Origin of the sequence: Glutamicibacter sp. AOP12-B1-11 (assembly GCF_052379245.1) — a bacterium.
Classification (GTDB): Bacteria; Actinomycetota; Actinomycetes; order Actinomycetales; family Micrococcaceae; genus Glutamicibacter.
This window is the reverse complement of sequence record NZ_JBQSYL010000006.1, coordinates 47,840-66,068: the sequence shown is the minus strand read 5'-3', so window position 1 is coordinate 66,068 and position 18,229 is coordinate 47,840. Positions and strand designations below refer to the sequence as shown.

Annotated in this window: 14 protein-coding genes; 5 read left to right on the top strand and 9 right to left on the bottom strand. The window is 62.1% G+C overall.

Translation table 11 applies throughout. The features are described 5' to 3' along the window. Positions 1-292: 292 nt before the first annotated feature. Entirely contained in the window at positions 293-436 is a 144-nt protein-coding gene (locus ACT3UQ_RS04875) for a hypothetical protein (protein ID WP_444636568.1), read from the bottom strand. 190 nt (positions 437-626) lie between these two features. On the opposite strand from ACT3UQ_RS04875, the gene ACT3UQ_RS04870 reads away from it, so the two are divergent. Beyond that, positions 627-1,784 carry a hypothetical protein gene (locus ACT3UQ_RS04870; RefSeq protein WP_444636567.1) on the top strand — a complete coding sequence of 386 codons (1,158 nt, stop codon included), beginning with the start codon at positions 627-629 and terminating at the stop codon, positions 1,782-1,784. Positions 1,785-1,961: 177 nt separating this feature from the next. Here the strand turns inward: ACT3UQ_RS04870 and ACT3UQ_RS04865 are convergent, their stop codons facing one another. Both ACT3UQ_RS04865 and ACT3UQ_RS04860 read right to left on the bottom strand, forming a co-directional pair. Next, a complete protein-coding gene (locus ACT3UQ_RS04865; RefSeq protein ID WP_105554607.1) occupies positions 1,962-3,182 on the bottom strand; it encodes an ammonium transporter in 1,221 nt (406 codons plus the stop codon). Between the two features lie 249 nt (positions 3,183-3,431). Beyond that, positions 3,432-4,115: a hypothetical protein gene (locus ACT3UQ_RS04860; protein ID WP_444636566.1), complete on the bottom strand. Its 684-nt coding sequence runs from the start codon at positions 4,113-4,115 to the stop codon at positions 3,432-3,434. Positions 4,116-4,220: 105 nt separating this feature from the next. Here ACT3UQ_RS04860 and ACT3UQ_RS04855 point away from each other — a divergent pair, with 105 nt between their 5' ends. Continuing rightward, positions 4,221-4,877, top strand: coding sequence for a DNA-3-methyladenine glycosylase (locus ACT3UQ_RS04855; protein ID WP_444636565.1), 657 nt, complete (start codon positions 4,221-4,223; stop codon positions 4,875-4,877). Between the two features lie 7 nt (positions 4,878-4,884). Here the strand turns inward: ACT3UQ_RS04855 and ACT3UQ_RS04850 are convergent, their stop codons facing one another. From ACT3UQ_RS04850 to ACT3UQ_RS04835, 4 genes are all read right to left on the bottom strand, one after another. Then, on the bottom strand, positions 4,885-6,348 hold the full coding sequence (locus ACT3UQ_RS04850; protein ID WP_444636564.1) for a peptidoglycan DD-metalloendopeptidase family protein: 1,464 nt from the start codon (positions 6,346-6,348) through the stop codon (positions 4,885-4,887). Positions 6,349-6,549: 201 nt separating this feature from the next. Further along, the gene (locus ACT3UQ_RS04845; protein ID WP_444636563.1) at positions 6,550-7,233 is read right to left on the bottom strand and encodes a hypothetical protein; all 684 of its coding nucleotides are present in this window, start codon (positions 7,231-7,233) and stop codon (positions 6,550-6,552) included. A 17-nt stretch (positions 7,234-7,250) separates the two neighbouring features. Next, entirely contained in the window at positions 7,251-8,540 is a 1,290-nt protein-coding gene (locus ACT3UQ_RS04840) for an SH3 domain-containing protein (RefSeq protein ID WP_444636562.1), read from the bottom strand. A 334-nt stretch (positions 8,541-8,874) separates the two neighbouring features. After that, the gene (locus tag ACT3UQ_RS04835) at positions 8,875-11,007 is read right to left on the bottom strand and encodes an acyltransferase family protein (RefSeq protein ID WP_444636561.1); all 2,133 of its coding nucleotides are present in this window, start codon (positions 11,005-11,007) and stop codon (positions 8,875-8,877) included. A gap of 568 nt (positions 11,008-11,575) precedes the next feature. On the opposite strand from ACT3UQ_RS04835, the gene ACT3UQ_RS04830 reads away from it, so the two are divergent. Continuing rightward, positions 11,576-11,734 (top strand): hypothetical protein, encoded by a 159-nt coding sequence (locus tag ACT3UQ_RS04830; protein WP_181150328.1) that lies wholly within the window; start codon positions 11,576-11,578, stop codon positions 11,732-11,734. Between the two features lie 83 nt (positions 11,735-11,817). Here the strand turns inward: ACT3UQ_RS04830 and ftsY are convergent, their stop codons facing one another. Next, a complete protein-coding gene (gene ftsY, locus ACT3UQ_RS04825) occupies positions 11,818-13,008 on the bottom strand; it encodes a signal recognition particle-docking protein FtsY (RefSeq protein ID WP_444636560.1) in 1,191 nt (396 codons plus the stop codon). 186 nt (positions 13,009-13,194) lie between these two features. Here ftsY and ACT3UQ_RS04820 point away from each other — a divergent pair, with 186 nt between their 5' ends. Then, the gene (locus ACT3UQ_RS04820) at positions 13,195-14,448 is read left to right on the top strand and encodes an MFS transporter (RefSeq protein ID WP_181148275.1); all 1,254 of its coding nucleotides are present in this window, start codon (positions 13,195-13,197) and stop codon (positions 14,446-14,448) included. A gap of 107 nt (positions 14,449-14,555) precedes the next feature. Further along, complete coding sequence (locus ACT3UQ_RS04815) at positions 14,556-16,718, top strand: cell wall-binding repeat-containing protein (protein ID WP_444636559.1); 2,163 nt, start codon at positions 14,556-14,558, stop codon at positions 16,716-16,718. Positions 16,719-16,756: 38 nt separating this feature from the next. On the opposite strand, the gene ACT3UQ_RS04810 is transcribed toward ACT3UQ_RS04815, so the two are convergent. Continuing rightward, entirely contained in the window at positions 16,757-18,187 is a 1,431-nt protein-coding gene (locus tag ACT3UQ_RS04810; protein WP_444636558.1) for a glycosyltransferase family 2 protein, read from the bottom strand. Between the last annotated feature and the right edge of the window lie 42 nt (positions 18,188-18,229).

Genomic DNA, 18,229 nt, shown 5'->3' with positions numbered 1-18,229 from the left:
CTTCGGCTTGAAAAGGTTGACCACACCCAAGTAGGGCGCGTCTCGCTAGAGGGTTGCCTAGCAAGAAGCTAATTTCAGACGGATTACCAGGGCCACGAATAACCACTGGCACGGAAACTTCGCTGCGGCACGACAATAGCCCCGGCAAAATACTTCTTGTTTCATGGACCCAGCAGATATCTGTCCTCACCATAGATCAGATTCGAGTCCCGGCCGAAGAGTCCGTGTGGTATACCGGTCATCACCGGCTTTCGTATTGATCGTCGTCCGAGGCGTTCAGATCCGGGTCCTCTCAGATCGCGGGATCGTCTTCGTCGAATAAGCCGTCATCCCCTGTGCCGTTGCGGGTTTCCTGCTCGATGTCCTCCTCCTCCGGCGGCTTCACCTTGCCGAGAAGGTTTTCAATCTTTTCCTTGGCCTCTTCGACGAATGACATGATGCTCCTCTGCATTGCGCGCGGCGCCGATTCTGCCCTTGGCGGGATAATTGCGAGAATTCCACATCGACTCGGAGAGCGCAAGGAATTCCGGGCAAGGCGGAAGACTTTCTGGCTCTGCGCTGGCTTGATTCTCCAAAAAGACTGAGATTGCTTGGCGATCGACACTGCGGTTCATAGAGTGGGCATAGTGGCAGCCGCCGCCGAAAAATACCGTGCCGCACTTCGGAGGTCCATCATTCCAAAGCAACAGCCCGCCGTGCGCACCGTGGGATTGCTTGCCGACCCGGGGATCGCTCAGGTGCTGGCAGGCAAGGTGCGCGAACGCTTGGAAAACGCATTGAATAGCGAGGATCAGGATCAAGTCCGCTGGTCGGTCAAGGTCGGCCCGCTCACGCTGCCGCTGGATGAATCCGGGCAAGTGATGCTCAATCGGCACGTCGGTGCGCTGCGCGAGAAGTTCGGCTGGGAGTACATCATCTACCTCACCGATATCCCGCAATACGGCCAAGGCAAGCCGGTGGGTCGAAGCATCAGCCAGCTCCACGGGGCCGCGACGCTGGTGGTGCCGAGCCTGGGGATGGCCCGCCCGCGCAATCTCACCAGCGCGTTGGTTGACATCATGGGCGAACTGGCCGGCGATCGGAAGCCGATGATGCCGACGTCCCTGTCGGCACGCGCCTTCTCGGTAAGCGGAAGCCTGGACGAGCCGAGCGAAGACGGCCGCTCATCAACAAGATACGTCAGCCTCAAGGGTCTGCGTGGGCGGATTTTCCTGGTCTTCGGAATGGTGCGCAGCAACAGGCCCTGGCGGCTGGTCCCCCAGTTGTCCTCGGCCCTCGCCGGGGCGGCGGCCACCGGTGCCTTCGGCGTGTTCTATACCAGCATCTGGTCCATGGCCGACTACCTCAGCAGCCTCCGCCTGGCGCTGATTACCGTTGTCAGCATCCTGCTGTTGGGGCTGTGGCTGCTCTTCCACAACAGGCTCTGGGAACGTCCGCGCGGAAAGCACTACCGCGAGCGGCTGGTGCTCTACAACACCTCTACGGTGCTGACCGTGATGCTGGCGGCAGCCGCAATGTACCTTCTGCTCTTCATTGCGCTCTTGCTCGGTTCGCTGGTGGTCATCGATCACGGATTCCTCTCCTACCAGTTGCGCCACCCCGTGGGCTTCGCCGAGTACGTCAACCTTGCCTGGCTGGCGGCGTCGCTGGGAACCCTGGGCGGGGCCATCGGGTCGAGTTTCGACCAGGTCGAATCGATCCAGCAAGCGACCTTCAGCCAGCGCGAATACGAACGCCGGAATATGGATTTCGGGGTGGACGGCAGCGGAACGCAGAAGCCTTGATTGATGCCGGCCGCGATGCGCAACTTACGCAGCTAGCCAGGAGCGGCCGGCCACAGGCCGCGGACAGGTTGCGGCAAACGCAGAGGAAGCCTGCCGATGGCCCCATGAACCATTGGCAGGCTTCCTGCGGAACTGCCGGGTCGCCCCGGAGTTCTACCCCTTATTAATCCCTCATTGCTATTTGCTGACCCAGTGGTACCCGCTTTCGTTGTGCTCGGAGACGTCGATGCCTTCGATCTCGGTTTCGGCCGAGACGCGCCACGGGGCGATCTTGTCGATGACCGTGGCAATGATCCAGGTCATGGCCGCCGAGAACACGATCACGACGAGCAGCGTCATGAACTGCGCAAGCAGCTGGCTCAGTCCGCCGCCGTAGAACAGGCCGCCGGCGTTCTCCTCGGTGGGCAGTGCGAAGAAGCCCAGGTACAGGGTGCCGATGATTCCGGCGACCAGGTGGACGCCCACCACGTCGAGCGAATCGTCGTAGCCGAGCTTCCACTTCAAGTTGACCGCCCAGGCGGCACCGGCACCGGCAATCAGTCCGAGCAGCAGGGCCGCCCATGGGGACAGGTCGGCGCAGGATGGCGTGATCGCGACCAAGCCGGCGACCAGGCCGGAGGCGACGCCTACCGAGCTTGGGCGCTGTCCGCGCAGCTTCTCAACCAGGATCCAGCCAAGCACCGCGGCGGCCGGAGCACCCATGGTGTTGATCCAGATCAGGCCGGCCTGCTCGATGGTGGTGGCGGCACCGGCGTTGAAGCCGAACCAGCCGAACCAGAGCAGTGCGGCGCCCAGCATCACCAGCGGGGTGTTATGCGGCTGGGGACGGTCGTGGAAGTTGTGGCGCTGGCCGAGCTTCAAAGCCAGGACAAGAGCTGCGATACCTGCGTTGGTGTGGACCACGGCGCCGCCGGCGAAGTCGATGGCTTCACCGAAGAGCTGGCCGAGAACGCCATCCTCGGAGAGCAGCCCGCCGCCCCAGATCCAGAAGGCCACCGGTGCGTAGACCAGCGAGACCCACAGCGGCACGAAGAGCAGCCACGGTGCGAAACGGCTGCGGTCCGCGATGGCGCCGGAGATAATCGCCACCGAGATCAGCGCGAAGGTGCCGGAGAATCCGGCCGCGAGCAAGCCACTGGGTTCGGTGTTCTGCATGGCGATGTCGCTGAACGGGTTGCCGATGACCCCGGCGATCGCCGGCTCCCCGGCGGAGAGCGAATAGCCCCAGAGAATCCAGACGATCGCGCTGAGCGCGGCCGCCGAGAAGCTCATCAGCATCATATTGACCACGCCGGTAGAGCGGGTCATTCCGCCGTAGAACAGGCCCAGTGCCGGTGTCATGAGTAGAACAAGCGCTGCGGCGATCATTATCCATAGGCTGGCTGTATCTAACTCCATGGGGTCCACATCTCCTCAAAGGTGTTAGGTGTATCGGTGAGTGAATCGAATTCTTTCAAGTACTAATTCTTGGCCACCGATATTTCGCGGGCCTCCACCTTTGGTTTCGGGGATGTGACATTTGACCGGTTCGCGTGACGTTCAGTTCTCTTCGGTGTTTCCGGCAGGTTTCGCAGTTCTTATGCGCGCAGTTCGGCCCGGCAGTCGCGCGTAGTGGCTGCCGGGCCGAAGAATGAGTCCCTGGTTTGCTCAGAGTCGTTTGATCTTGATGACCTGGAACTGGGGAACGGTGGTGGACCCGCCGATCTGCGTGTCATAGGTCAGCGCACCGGAGACCGTCGCGGTGACCTGAACTATGTCATCTGCCAGCACATCATCGAGGATGGAGCAGTCGGTGATCCCGTCACCGGCCGTGAAGTATGAATTGTGCTCGAAGTCGTACTTGCCCACATGTGCGTGAGCGACGTTGGCCCGGAAGGAACACAGCCCGGTGGCCGCATCGAATTGCGTGACACGGGCGAAGATAATGACGTTCTTATCGACATAGGAGTCCGGCTTCTTCACGATCTGCGCCAGTTCACGCTTGGAGATCTTCTTGGCCTTGTTGGCCTTCTCCTTTTCCGCCTTTTTCGCCGCTTCCTGCTTGGCTTTCTCCTCTTCCTTCTCGGCCTTTTCCTTGGCCTTACGTTCTTCTTGGGCTTTCGCCTCGGCTTGGCGCTGCTCTTCTGCTTCACGCAGTTTCTTGGCCTCGGCTTCCACAGCGTCCAGCTCGGCGCTGACGGCCTCGAGCTGCGCTTGGAGTTCCTGCTTTTCGCTATCCAGCGCGGCAGAAGAAGCCTGGACCTCCTCGAACTCAGCTGCGGAGACTCCGCAGGCGGTCAGGGCAAACAGCAGGGCGAGGAAAATGGCCGGAACGGCCATGAGCTTTTTCATTGTCATCCATTCGTTGGTGCGAGTTACCGGACGCCCCATGCGTCCGGTAACAGGCATCATCACATCGGCTACCGACAGTTAAGCGGTGCTTGGCATACTTGACTGATGGACCGAGATCTTTTCATCCCAGATGCGCTGCAGGTCGCGCCGAAACTGCTCGGGGCGCTATTCTCGGTGGATTCGCCCGAGGGGACCGTGTCCCTGCGCATCACCGAGGTCGAAGCCTATATGGGCCTGGGCAGCGCCGGCCCCTATGACCCGGGCAGCCATTCCAGGGATCGGCGCACCGAGCGAAACTCTTCGATGTTCTTGGGCCCCGGGCACGCGTACGTGTATTTCAGCTACGGAATGCATTTTGCGATCAACTTCGTCTGTTCCCCGGCCGGCATTGCCTCCGGGGTGCTGCTCAGGGCAGGCGCGGTAGTCGAAGGCGCGGATCTGGCGCGGACCCGCAGGCTGGCACGGAGAACGGGCAGGGACATCGAGGATGCCCAGCTGGCCCGCGGGCCCGGGAATGCGGCCCAAGCGCTGGGAATTACACGCCCCGAGCACGATGGCCGTGATCTATTCGCCGCCCCGTTCACGCTTAGCGATCCCCCGCAGCCTCCCGCCCAGATGTCCACCGGTCCGCGGGTCGGCGTGGCGGGAAGCGCAGGCGGTCCCGAATTCCCGTGGCGCTTCTGGCTGCCCGGGGAACCCAGCGTCTCCGCGTTCAGGCACGGGCCGAATACCCCATTGCAGGCCGGGGGAAGGTCGCGCTGAGGCCAGGTCATTCGCCGGTGGCTTGGGCCTCCGGCGGCTTCGTGGACTTCTCTTGGGCCGGGGAGCTTAGCTCCTTGGATTCTTCCAAATCCGGGGGCACCTTGGCGCTGGGCTCCGGCAGCTTGGGCAGCGTTGGGCTGGCGCTGGGGCCGAGCGGGGCGTCCGGGGACTGTTCTGGGGACTGGATCGGCTTGGTGCTGGCGGACGGTGTGATGCTTGGCGTGGGTGAATTGCTCGGAGACTGCGGCGCCGTCGGTGCCGTGGTGGGTTCCGGCGACTTGCTCGGCTTTGGCGTAGGCGAGGGCGCCAAGGTTGGTGAGCCGCTGGTGCTTTCGCTCGGCTCCGGCTCTTCGCTCGGGCTTGGCGACGGCGAGGGTGAGGATGACGGCTTGGCCGTCGGAGACTTCGAAGGCGTCGGCGAAGGTTCGTCCGTCGAGAGCTGCGTCGGTTTTGCCGTCGGGGATTTCGAGGGCTTTTCCGTAGGTTTGGTCGATGGCTTTGCCGTTGGCGATGCCGAGGGCGCAGGTGTCTTCTTCGGTGTTGGGTCCGGGGCAGGTTCCGGCACCACCGGTGTATCGTCCTTCGGGACGACCACATCCGGATTCTGCTCTTTCCTCGAAGGGCGCTCCGGTTGGCCTTTGGGTGCTCTCCGCGCGTCCACCGTCAGCCGCGTCGAGTCGATCAGTGCCGGCCCCTGGCCGGGGATCCTCGGCAGATACAACCGCGGGTCGCTCCAGCGGCCGTTGACCAGCACCTCGAAGTGCACGTGGCAGCCGGTTGAATTGCCGGTGGTTCCGGACAAGGCGATCACCTCGCCTTGCTGCACCCGCTGCCCCAAGGCGACCAGCAGCTTCGAATTGTGGCTGTAGCCGGTCTGCACGTTGTGCCCGTGCTCCAGTGTCACGCGCATCCCCGAATGCCCGGCCCAGCGCGAGACGCTCACGGTGCCCGACTCGCTGGCGTGCACCGGTGAGCCGCAGGCAATGGGGTAGTCCTGTCCGATATGGATCTGGTGGCCGGCCCCGGTGGGGTTGGCCCGCCACCCGTAGGGGCTTGAGATGCGCCGGGTGGCCACCGGATGCATGAGCTGCAGGTTGCCCGGCAGCTGGCCCACGGAGCCCACCGTCCCGAGCAGCAATGCCCGCTGCGCGGAGCCTTCCGAACCTCGCGGCGGGTTCTGGCCGATGGCCGCCGCGGGGCCGGACGGTGCACCCAACTCATCGGGGACCAGCAGCGGCAGGTCAACGGGACGCCCGTCGATGGCCAATTCCTTGCCCGATCCCCCGAAGGCCGCCAGCGGCGCATACTCGCTGACCGCTATCGGGTAGCTCTCCAGGGTTCCGCCATCCAGCGCAGCCAGTGCCGTTGCGCTCGTTCCGGAGCGGTTTTCGGACGGCAGCGCGAGCAGCGGCCAGGCCAACGCGCCGGTGAGGGTGACCGCGGACAGCGCGGAAGTGCTCCAGACAGCCAACGATTTTCTTCGCTGGACAATTTTGCGCCTGGGCAAAAAGTGGGTTGCATGATGACGGCGATTCACAAAAATTCGGTCCCCCCAAAGCACGAATTCCTTGCAGGACTCAAGGGTATGCCCAATTCCGGAGGGAATCTAGATGCGCAGGGAGATCAGCGGCAACCGATCCTTCGCAAGCGCGGTGCGCGCAGCGCCGCTTCGCTAGTAGTTCCAGGTCCAGCCTCCGGTTTTCTCCGGATCGTAAATCACCTGCCCGGAGGCATCGGGGACGTCCAGCACCAGCTTGCCGCGCACCTGGTCACCGGCACCCACCGCGATATCCAGCGCACCATCCACCTCGCAGGAGTAGGCGGCGATCGTGTCCGCGTCGTAGGACACCGCACGGTTCGCCCCGGGCGAGGTGCCGAAGACGGAGGCGTCCAGCGGCATCAGCGCGATCTCTTCTGCGACGGCCTCCGCGGCCGAGGCGGCAAGGCTGGCGCTGACGTCAAGCAGCAGGAAGGCACCGTTTTCCGGCGTGATCCTTTCCCCGTAGCCACGCAGGATGCAGGAGTCCAAAACCTCCACGCTGTGCACGGTGATCTCGAATGGGGGTTGGGTTTCCCCCGCAACGGTCAGCTTCCCCGCTTCGCCCAGGGCCTTGACGTCCTGGGATTGGGAATCGACCATGACCTTTTCCCCGGTCTGCGGATCGGTTTTCGCCACGTCGGCTAGTTGCTCCGCCAGCTCGTTGCCGGTCGTCTCGGCTTCGGCCGTGGAAGCGCACCCGGTCAGGCCCGCGCCGCCCAGCGCGATCAGTGCCGTCGCGGCGGCGAACGCTAGTTTTTTTGGATTCCTGCGGACAATCATTGGGTTCTCCAGTTTCCACTTCGCCGGGATGCTCATGAGGTATTGGCCTGTGCCTAGGAGCGCTTCAAGAAGTCGCCGGAGGAGATGTATCGGCCCGAATTCTTGACAACTTTTTCGGAGAAGGCGGTCGTCTTATAGGTCCAGGACTGCGAGCCATCGATCAGTCGCACGTTTTGCCGCGTGTACATGGGCCTGCCCTGGTAGCGCAGCTGGCTTTCGTAGATATCCAGTTTCCTGAGCATGCCCGGTCCCTTGGCATCCGAATACTGGAACTGTTCGGCCGCCACCGTCTTGGGTCCGTTGGTCAAGAACGTCCAGTTCCGGTCCCAGAACTGGTAGAGCGATGACCGGTGGAATCGCTGATTCATCGCCTTCTGCTGGAATCCACCCATGACGTTATAGGCGGATTGGCCCGTGCGCAACGTCCCGTAGGCCGCCACCGAGTAGGGCGAATGCAGTCGCAGGTTGTCCTTTTTCTTGATGAAGCCGGAAAGCGATCTTGTGGTGAAGCGGGCGTAGTCGGAAACGTTGCTGACCGGCGGGAGCATGCCTGCGGGTTTGTGGCGGTTGTGCACGTCGGTCCAGACCCATTTGCCGTTGACCTTGACCTCGTTGCGGCGGTTTTTGGCGTTCCAGGTCCCCCACTGAGCCTTGGTCCCGCGGCGGATGGTTCCGGTGGCCTTGCCGCTTGCGGTGTAGACCGGACCGGTGCTTTGCGTATAGCGGTATTGCAGGTCCACTCGTTGGCGATCCGTCACCGAGGTCCAAACCCATTGGCCGTCAACCAGGATTTCGTCGCGCCGGCTGCTGGCAGCCCAGCGGCGCATCTCGTACCTTTCACCGAGGTGGATGCGCCCGAGGACCGTGAATTTCTTCGGGTTCCAGTGCGAGTAGGTGGCGCCGCTTTGCTGCACGTAGCGAAATTGCGTGGACGCCGGCTTGCCGCGCAACAGGCTTTGGGGCTCCTGCTGGGCTTCGCCGCCGGTGTTCAGGTACCGGGTGGCAGACCAACCGGTCTTTGATCCCCAGGTGAGCTGGCTCCAGTTGCCCTGCTCTTTGCCGGTGAGGCTCACGACGGTTCCCTTGGCCATGGTGCCCAGGGATGCGGAACTAGTCTCGGGGCGCTCACGCAGCTTCAGGTTGACCGTGGTGCTGGCCGCGCTGGCTTTCTTCCGGTCCTTCACCGGTGCTATTTGCTCGGATTCCTGCCCGGCGGCTTGAAGCGGTACGGAGTCGACCGGCGCTAGGCCAAGTGCCGGGGGTGCCAGCGACAGCGGCGCCGCCAACGCGAGGAAGCCAACGATTGCCATCAATCGTTGGCCGAGTTTAGGTTGCTTGCGCATTGGAAAGCGCGCTCGGCCCATCGCCCACCTAGGAACCGATTTTCTAACCATCGATTACCCACCGGAATCTGTCACGATTCCGAGCAATAGAAAGTCCGGTGATGCCCGCAAGCTTTTTATCGATTGTTTGTAATTTGTTCATCCTTGCAAGCAGTTCACTTGCCAAATTCCTACGCGGCCGGCCGCGCAACGGGGCCGGTCCGCAGGTACCGCTGGGCAAGCACTGGGCGCGGCATGGCTGTGGGGCACGTTTCGCCGACGAAACGTGCCCCACAGCTTTATTCGATTGCCTGCCGCCGAACCGTACTGACGAGGCGCTGGGTTGCATTTACCCTTAGGACGAGGCGAACAGCTTGTCGTTGTCGAGCACCGATTTCAGTCGGGCATCCAGTGGTTTGGCCAGGTGCGCGGCCATGGTCTGCGACAGATGAGAGTGATCCCAAAAGGCGATCACCCCGCCAACAACGCCGCGGCACAACTCGTCCCGGCAGAATTTGTCATTCATGCTCAGCGAGACGATATTCGGATCGTCCAGAGAATTCACCGCATCGACCTGTGGATCCATGGGAATCCATTCTTCGGCCGCACCGCTGCATTCGCCCAAGCGTTGCTCATTTTCGGCTACGCAATCGGGCAGGTTATCCATGGTGCTTCCGGGGAATGGGGTATCACGGATGACCGCGACCTGCGCTCCGGTATTCTCCCACTCACGCAGGGTCTTTTCGAATGCTTTTCTTGCTGGCCCTGCGGAGCCTTCCAGATCTTCCCCGACAACCGGCAACGACTGTCGACTCGATGAGATGACCAAGTCGTAGTCCTTTTTCTCAATCTCACTGGTAACCCACCCGGCGTACTCAGTGCAGCCATCAATGGAGGCTTGCTCGTCATAGTCCTGCGGCTCGCCCATCACTGCGCAGCGACTGATCAGGTAGGTGTCTAGCGCCCAACCGCGTTTTTCTGCAATGGACTTCAGCGCAGGAACCCACTGCCCAGCATGCGAGTTGCCGACGAGAGCAACCTTGATTTTCCCTTCGCCGAAGCTGCACACGGGACGCTCGGCGTAGTTGTCACCTTGGCCGGCGAAGCAGTCGTCCTTGTAGATATCGGGCTTGTCCTCCTTGGCCATGATGGGCGCCGGAGCCAGTTGCTGATATCTGTCCGGAATGCCCTTTTTGGCCACGCAATCATCCGTCAGCCCGTTGGACGCAAAGCAATCGACGCCGACTTGGGCGCTAACCCGCTTGACGGACGCGGAGATGTCCTTGGACTCCTCCATGATGGCGCCGCTCATCGAATAGAACGCGCCGGCGGCCAAGGCCAAGGTCGCGGAGCCTGCAAGCAAGAAGCGCGGAGCGCTGAAATGCTTGGATACCTCGATGAACTTGCGGAAGCGGACTTCCACGAGCTTCTGCGTGAGCACCGACAGCACCAAGGTCAGAGCCAGCGCACCGAGCTGGGCCGCGACTCCGAAGTCTGCCACCACGTAGGGGGCAAGGATCAGTATCGGCCAGTGCCACAGGTAGATGGCGTAGGAATTATCGCCGAAGAAACCCATGAAGCGGTTTGCCAGCAACTTGTTCGGAGACCACTTGTGTGTCGAATGAGCTAGCAGCAGCAGAGCGGTGCCAAGGACCGGAAGGAGTGCAATGTATCCGGGGAAAGGCATCTCGCCGTCGAAGCTCAGCGCACTGAACACGATGGCCGCTAGCCCCACCCAGGTGGCCAGCATACTCAGCACGCTATTCTTTGCGGCGTAGGCTCGCTTGCCCAACGCAGCGACCAACGCGCCTGCGGCAAATTCCCAGGCACGGGTGAAGGTCGAGAAGTAGGCGGTGCCCGCATCATTGGCCGTAGCGTACATGGAATACCCCAGGGACAAGGCGAAGATCAGCCCGACGCCGGCCAAGGCAACGTTGCGCCGGTTCCATCCCAAGCGCACGGCCGCCATGATCAGCACGCCAATGAGAATCGGCCAGACCAGATAGAACTGCTCTTCGCCCGAGAGGGACCAGAAGTGCTGGAAGGGGCTTGGAGAATCCGCCTCGGCGAGATAGTCGACCTTGGAGGTGGCCAGGTACCAGTTCTGGAAATAGAAGGTGGCCGCGATGGCCTGGAATCCCCAGTCCTGCCAGAGGGTGATCGGTGCCAGCAGCCAAACTCCGACGAGGGCACTGAGGATCACCAGAAATGAGGCGGGCAGCAGGCGCTTGACGCGGCGCATCCAGAATTGCGCTACGTCCTTGATGTTCTGCGGTGGGCGTTTGATCAGGTGCGTGGTGATCAAGAATCCGGAGATCACGAAGAAGACGTCGACCCCGACAAATCCGCCGGGCAGGGCGGTGGGCCAGAAATGATAGAGCACCACGATTCCCACCGCAATGGCACGCAGCCCTTGGATGTCCCCACGAAAAACCGCCGGTTTGGGTTGTGGCGCGGACGCGACAGTCTTGGTTTGCTGCAGGCTCACGTGCGGCGGGATCCTTTGTCCGGGGATAGATTCGCAAGGCAAGACGGGTATGCGCGGCTTGCCAACGTAGAAACGGCCTCGAATAATCGAGGCCTGCTTTTCATGTCTATCGATCTAAGCTGAACAAAGACTGAACAGTTACCTAATCTTAGCTTGACGCGGGAGCGGCTTGATCTGCATCTATATATAAACTTCCCTACCCATCGGTGCATTCAAGGGGGTTCTTGCCCATCTGCATCGATGGCATTGTGACCCAAGGCTCAGGAAACTCCTATTAGCTGCGGGCCAAAAAGGTCCCGCGGTGCGCAAGCATGCCTGGCAGCACCGGCAGTTGCCGCTTGCTAAACGCGCAATTGCTCACCAGCTGCCTACTGGATCTGACTCCGGCCGCGCATGGCACACCGCGTGCGGCACCTCGCAAGAACACCCAGCAATGGCTTCCGAGGTTGCACTGCTGCAGAATTGGAAGATGGCTCCGCGTACGGATTCGAGCTGATGCCCGCACCTCCACTGGTGCCACATCTCCAATAGTCTGGATCTTGGAGGCCGCGAGTTCACACGAAGACGCTTGCCCACACTCGGCGGCGGGCTTTCCAGCCTCGTCGGCGTTCTTGGCCACCTGCCATTCGAAATCAAGCAGATCTTCTCCCCGGCCAGCGGATCGGTGGCCTTCGCTCGCGAAATCACCAGGCGCCGAGGCGATACCTCGAGCTCTGGCTTCTGTTGAAGTATCCCTCGCCGGTTAATGCAAGAGACACCTGGCCCTGTACGGAAGCACAGGGCCAGGTGCCTCTTGCCGGATTTCGAAGATTAGTCTTCGAGCAATGCGTCCACAAATGCTTCTGGATCAAAGGGCGCCAGATCATCCGGGCCCTCGCCCAGACCCACGAGCTTCACCGGAACACCGAGCTGGCGCTGGATGGCCACGACGATGCCGCCCTTGGCGGTGCCGTCAAGCTTGGTCAGCACGATGCCGTTGACGTTGACGACCTCGGAGAACACCTTGGCCTGGGCCAAGCCGTTCTGCCCGGTGGTGGCGTCCAAGACGAGCAGCACCTCATCGATGGTTGCCTTCTTTTCGACCACGCGCTTGATTTTGCCAAGCTCGTCCATCAGGCCGACCTTGTTCTGCAGGCGCCCGGCGGTGTCGATCATGACGATGTCCACTTCCTGGTCGATGCCGGCCGAGACCGCTTCGAAGGCTACGGATGCCGGATCCGCCCCGTCGATCTCCGAACGCACGGTGGGCACTCCGACCCGGTCGCCCCAGGTAGCCAGTTGCTCTGCGGCTGCGGCACGGAAGGTATCCGCGGCTCCGAGCAACACGTCCTTGTCCTCGGCAACCAGCACGCGGGCGAGCTTGCCGATGGTGGTCGTCTTGCCGACACCGTTGACGCCAACCACCATGATGATGCTTGGACGGTCCGGATGCGGAGCAGGCAGGTAGCTGCGGTCCAGAGTTGGGTCCACCAGCTTGAGCAGCTCTTCACGGAGCATTGCCTTCACCCGCTGCGGGTCGCGGCTGCCTTCAACCTTCACTCGCTCGCGCAGGGCGTCCACGAGTTCGAGAGCTGGTTCGGTGCCGAGATCCGCCAGCAGCAGGGTCTCTTCGATCTCTTCCCAGACGTCCTCATCAATCGAGTCCTGGCTGAGCAGGGCCAGCAGGCCCTTGGAGAACATGTTGTTCGACTTGGTCAGGCGAGCGCGCAAGCGCGCCAGACGTCCCTGCACCGGCTCCGGAACATCCAGTGCCGGGGCGGCGGGAGCCGCCGGCTCGACGGGAGGTTCTTCGGTCAGTACTGCGCCAGCCGGGCTCTGCCCCGCTGCTGGGGTATCGCCTGGCTCGGCTGAGGACGCGCTGGTTGGCGTATCGTCGGCGTCGCGCTCGGAAGTGTATGGAGTCTTGGGCTTGCGCCCCTTGGCCACGAACGCGATGACACCTATGGCCACCACGGCGATGACCGCGACAATGATAATGGTAATTAATAGCTGATCGGTCACGAGTGAAATTCTCTCATAGTCTTGCCAAGCCGAGGCGCTTAGACCTCGCACGAGTCTTCGGTCACCAGTTGGACGCCGCTTCGCCAAGACGGCATAGACTTGCTGTGGCCTTACCGCCAGCAGTTTTCATTGTCCTCAAGAAAGGTCACACCACGCTGTCGCGATGACAGTTTGGAACCGGTCACAATGCCACGTCAACGTTCGTCTAAGCCACGTCCGCCCATCCCCCGTGAAATCGGGATCCTCTTGGTCGCAGCCTTCATCATTGCCTTGGGCTTCGGGCTCATTGCACCGATCTTGCCGCAGTATGCGGTGAGCTTTGATGTCGGCGCGGCCGCCGCCAGCGTGATCGTCAGCATCTTTGCCTTTACCCGGCTGATCTTCGCCCCGGTCGCGGGCGTGCTGGTAGGCAAGCTGGGCGAACCACGCATCTACGTCACCGGCGTCCTGCTGGTTGCGGTCTCCACGCTGCTGTGCGCGGTGGTCCAGGATTACACGCAGCTGCTGATCGCGCGCGGGCTCGGCGGCTTCGGCTCCACCATGTTCACCATCTCGGCCATGGCGCTCATTGCCCGTCTGGCACCGCAGGAATCGCGCGGCCGGATCTCGGGCATGTATGCCGGTTCCTTCTTGCTCGGCAACGTGATCGGCCCGGTGCTGGGCAGCCTCTTGGCACCCTTTGGCATGCGCATCCCCTTCGTCATCTACGGCACCGCCCTGGTGATCGCCGCGGCCGTCGTCTATTTCGCGCTGGGCCGCCGGCGTGACCTGGACAAGGACCCGGCAAAGAACGGCGCCGCCTCCGCGGTGGAGGTGGTCACCACCCGCGAAGCCTTGAGTTCACCGGCCTACCGGGCGGCCCTGGCCTCGGGCTTCAGCTATGGATGGCTGGCTTTTGGCATTCGCACCAGCATGATTCCGCTCTTCGCGCTGGCGGTCTTCGGCGAGGACCTCGGCCCGAAGGTCGCCGGCATCTCGCTGGCCATCTTCGCCGTCGGCAACGGAATCGCGCTGATCTTCTCGGGCAAGCTCACGGATCGAATCGGACGAAAGATCCCGATCCTGGTCGGTATGACGGTGCTGCTCGGCTCCATTGTGGCCATGGGCTACTTCACCTCGCTGACCGGGTTCATCATCCTCTCGGTCTTGGCTGGTTTCGGCGGCGGCATCTTGGGCCCAGCCCAGCAGGCGGCCGTGGCAGACGTCATTGGCTCGGGACGCAACGGCGGCAAGGCGCTGGCCGGATTCCAGATGTTCACGGACCTTGGGGCGATTATCGGCCCGCTGATCGCCGGGGCCATGGCGGATGCCATCAGCTACCAGGTGGCCTTGAGCGCTTCGGGGGCCGCTTGCCTCGTCGGCGTGGTCGCGTGGTTGCTGGTCCCCAAAACCATTCGCCCGGTTGCCGTTGACGCGGAGAACGCAAACCAAGGCAAATAACTGAAGTCTCCCGGACCCGCACGCGGAACAGGGCGACTTTCGTTTGTCGGTTTTATAGACTGTGGGGAATCACCGCTGACACACTCGCATTCCCTACAGGAGATTTTATGCCTGAACACCGTTGGGCAGGCACACGCCTGCTTGCGCTATCCCTGGGGGCGGCATTAGTTTTGCCGCTGGCCGCCACAGCACCAGCCGTGGCTCAACCCGCCGAAGAAACCGCCCCTAGCGCTTCGCCCTCCCCCACGCCATCACCGAGCGGCTCCGCAGAACCGGATACCCCCGAACCTTCGACGCCAGCAAGCGCCCCTAGCCTTGCCGGGTCTGCAGCCAAGGCCATTGAAGACGGGCTAGCCAAGCGCACCGATCTTTCGGCGGAGGAACGTATTTCGCTGGCGGATCTGGCCCTGGATGCCCTCGGCGAAGATTTCATCGACGCGACCATGGGCCAAGGCCAGAAGCGAATCGATGAGTCCGGGGATCCAACCGCTCCGACGCTGGCAGAGCTCGCCGACCTCGCCCAAGAGGTCGCCGTCGAAACCGGGCAGCAGGAAGAGCTGGACCTCGCGGTGCCGGGGTCGCTCGAAGAACTTCGCACCTGGCGCCCGCCTGGTCCATTGGGAATCGACGTCTCCCACCACCAAGGGACCGTCGACTGGACGCAGGCCTATAAGAATGGTGCGCGCTTCGGCTACATCAAGGCCACCCAGTCTTGGCCTTCCACCCTCTTCAAAGATCCAAAGTTCAATGCGAACTACGCCGCTTCGCGCAACGCAGGAGTCATCCGCGGCGCCTACCACTTCGCCATGCCGGCCCACTCCTCGGGTGCCGCGCAAGCAAAAGAGTTCCTGGCCAATGGTGGCGGATGGTCAGCCGATGGCAAGACCATGCCACCGCTGCTGGACATCGAATGGAACCCATACTCGGCCAAGGCCTACCCGCAGGGCAAGGGCGATGTCTGCTACGGCATGTCTCCGGCCCAGACGGTGAACTGGATCAAGAGCTTTGGCAGCACCATCAAGGCTAGCACCGGACGCCTGCCGATGATCTACACCGCCCAGTCCTGGTGGGATAAGTGCACCGGCGATTCCGAGGTCTTCAAGTCCTGGCCGCTGCATGTTTCAGTCTTCCCCACCGCAAACGTTCCCAAGAACCCACGTGAGCTTCCCGAAGGATGGAAGACCTTCAGCGTGTGGCAGTATTCATCGAATTCGAACCTCATTGGCAGCGCAAAGAATGTGGATGCCAATGTGTGGAACGGGGACCTCACCTCGCTGCGTGACTTCGCCAAGAACACGCGCAGCACCCCTTACCGGATGGTGACCTCATATCTTGGCAATGCGGATGTGTGGCCTACCCGGCTGGAGCCCGTACGCCTCTACGGGCACCGCTGGTTCGATACCCCGGTGGCGATCTCCAAGCGCACCTTCCCGTCCTCGGCATCCACCGTGGTGATCACCTCCGGCGAACGCTTCCCCGACGCCCTCGCCGGTTCGCCCCTTGCCTCGTTGAAAAATGCGCCGCTGCTCTTGACGCAGAAGAATTCCTTGCCCTCTTCCGTGGCCGCCGAACTGAAGCGGTTGAAGCCAAAGAACATCGTCGTCTTGGGCGGTCCGATTGCCATCAGCGAGAGTACCGTCGAGAAGATTAAGGCCTACGGCCCGGTGACCCGAATTTGGGGCAACGACCTCTACGACACCAGCGCCTTGATTTCCAAGAATTGGAAGACCTCCAATCAGGTGTTCCTGGCCACCGGCGAGCGATTCGAAGACGCGATGTCGCTGGCAGCCGTGGCTTCCGGACGCGAGGCCCCGATGCTGCTGACCAAGAAAGCCTCGGTTCCGTCGGCAACCATTCGCGAACTCAAGCGCCTGAAGCCAACGCGCGTGTATCTGGCCGGCGGCCCGCTCGCCATCTCCGCGAAGGCCGAACGCCAGGTACGCAATGCGGTTCCCAACGCGAAGGTGATTCGCTACGAAGGGGCTACGCGCTATGACACGAGTGCGCTGATTGCCAAGACCTTCTGGCCTAAGGGCTCGCAGCGCCAGTTTGTGGCCACGGCCGACGATTTCCGGGACGGGCTCACCGGTGCCGTGATTGCTTCTTACAATGATGCGCCCTTGTTGTTGACCAAGAAGAGCTGCATGCCCTCTTCCGTGGCCAGCGCCATGCGGTCCATGAAGGGCTGGACCAATGTCTTGCTCGGCGGCCCGGTGGTGCTGGACGAGACCGTGGCCTATAAGAAAAATGGCCAGCAGAATATCTGCTGACCATTTTAGCTAGGTAGTACCGAGAGGCTCGGCGGGCGTTAGCCCCGCTGGGCCTCTCGTGTATCCACGCTCAAATAACCGTAGGCGGTGCGGTAGACCCGCACACCGGCGTGGACCACTTCTCCGGCTTCCTCCGGGAGGCTGATCCGGCGGCGGTCCGTCTCGGAGTAGTGGACAAGTGCATTGCCCAAGCGCGGGATCTGCGCTATCAGCGCGTGGTGCGCGAACTTCGCGACGTACGTATGGGAAGCGGTCGCCACCAGTTCGGCGTTCACGGTTGTTTTTGACTCGCGGTCTTCGAACAGCAGGGCCTTGGGCACCGGGGCTCCGGCCGGTGAGGTCAACACGACCTCGAGAGTGGAATCGGCGGCACGGATCTTCTCCACCACGGGGTTGGCGGTGGCCTCGATTTCACCGGTTGCCAGGCGTTCCAGAGCTGCCAGGTCTCCGCGGGCGATGAGCTCGACCTTGACCAGCCGCGCAGGATTGAATACCGTCTCGCGGTCGGTGGCGATGAACTCGTCGAGGTATTTGCGGTGATGATCCACCCAGGCTTGGCGTGCCTCGGGCGTGTATTTCATGAAGCGCCGCCCTTCGTAGAAGGACAGGGCCTTGCGCGTGAATAGTCCTGCCATCAGGCGCCGGGTATAGGCGGCATCCTGCTGGGTGTGGTTGCGTACGGTCCGGGCTATGTGGCTGAGCGAAGCGACGTAGCCGGCCGGGTCGATTTTCCCCACGCTGATATTCTGCCCATCGGAGCGCAGCCGAATCTCGTAGTAGTCGTAGTCGGCGAGGATGCTGATGCGTTCGGCCGCCACATAGGCCTGGACCATCGCCATGCCGTCCTCCAGGCGCACCTTGTCTTCGCGGAAGCGTATCTGGTGCTGCTCGATGAGCCGGCGGCGAATCATCTTCTGCGGGGACAGTGAGGCCAGCACGAATTCGAGGGAGATCTCCGGGCGCGTCTTGGCGAAGAATCCTTGCTGGACACGGCGCCCGCCGATTCCGACCATCCGCGGTATGAGGATGTCGAGGTCATGGGTGGTGGCGTAGCTGGTCATCCGCCGCAGTGCTTCGGAACCCAAGCGGTCATCGGCGTCGCAGAAGAAGACGTAGTCGCCCCGGGCATGGTCGATGCCGACGTTTCGCGGTTTGCCGGGCCAGCCGCTGTTTTCCTGATGGATGATGCGGAAGTTGGCGTTCCGCTTGGCGTAGATATCAAGAATTTCATCACCGAAGTCCGTAGATCCGTCGTTCACTGCGATGACTTCGAACTTCTCAGCTGCCAGATCTTGGGTCTCCAGCGAATTCAGCAGCTCGGTGAGATAGGGCATCGAGTTGTAGACCGGGATGATCACGCTGATCAGCGGCGCCGTCCCGGGTTGTGCTTCCAGGCCAGCGTTTTTCGAATCATCCGCAGCCGGAGGAACAACGGTTTTGTCCCGTTTGCGATTACTGAACAATGCCATGGAACACCCGCATAATCATTTGTCACTGAATTCGACCAGATG

What these genes read in the sequence shown, in the direction of transcription:
- ACT3UQ_RS04875 (WP_444636568.1), bottom strand. Translation starts at nt 436, where the DNA reads ATGTCATTCGTCGAAGAGGCCAAGGAAAAGATTGAAAACCTTCTCGGC.
- ACT3UQ_RS04865 (WP_105554607.1), bottom strand. Translation starts at nt 3,182, where the DNA reads ATGGAGTTAGATACAGCCAGCCTATGGATAATGATCGCCGCAGCGCTT.
- ACT3UQ_RS04860 (WP_444636566.1), bottom strand. Translation starts at nt 4,115, where the DNA reads ATGAAAAAGCTCATGGCCGTTCCGGCCATTTTCCTCGCCCTGCTGTTT.
- ACT3UQ_RS04855 (WP_444636565.1), top strand. Translation starts at nt 4,221, where the DNA reads ATGGACCGAGATCTTTTCATCCCAGATGCGCTGCAGGTCGCGCCGAAA.
- ACT3UQ_RS04845 (WP_444636563.1), bottom strand. Translation starts at nt 7,233, where the DNA reads ATGAGCATCCCGGCGAAGTGGAAACTGGAGAACCCAATGATTGTCCGC.
- ACT3UQ_RS04840 (WP_444636562.1), bottom strand. Translation starts at nt 8,540, where the DNA reads ATGCGCAAGCAACCTAAACTCGGCCAACGATTGATGGCAATCGTTGGC.
- ACT3UQ_RS04820 (WP_181148275.1), top strand. Translation starts at nt 13,195, where the DNA reads ATGCCACGTCAACGTTCGTCTAAGCCACGTCCGCCCATCCCCCGTGAA.
- ACT3UQ_RS04815 (WP_444636559.1), top strand. Translation starts at nt 14,556, where the DNA reads ATGCCTGAACACCGTTGGGCAGGCACACGCCTGCTTGCGCTATCCCTG.
- ACT3UQ_RS04810 (WP_444636558.1), bottom strand. Translation starts at nt 18,187, where the DNA reads ATGGCATTGTTCAGTAATCGCAAACGGGACAAAACCGTTGTTCCTCCG.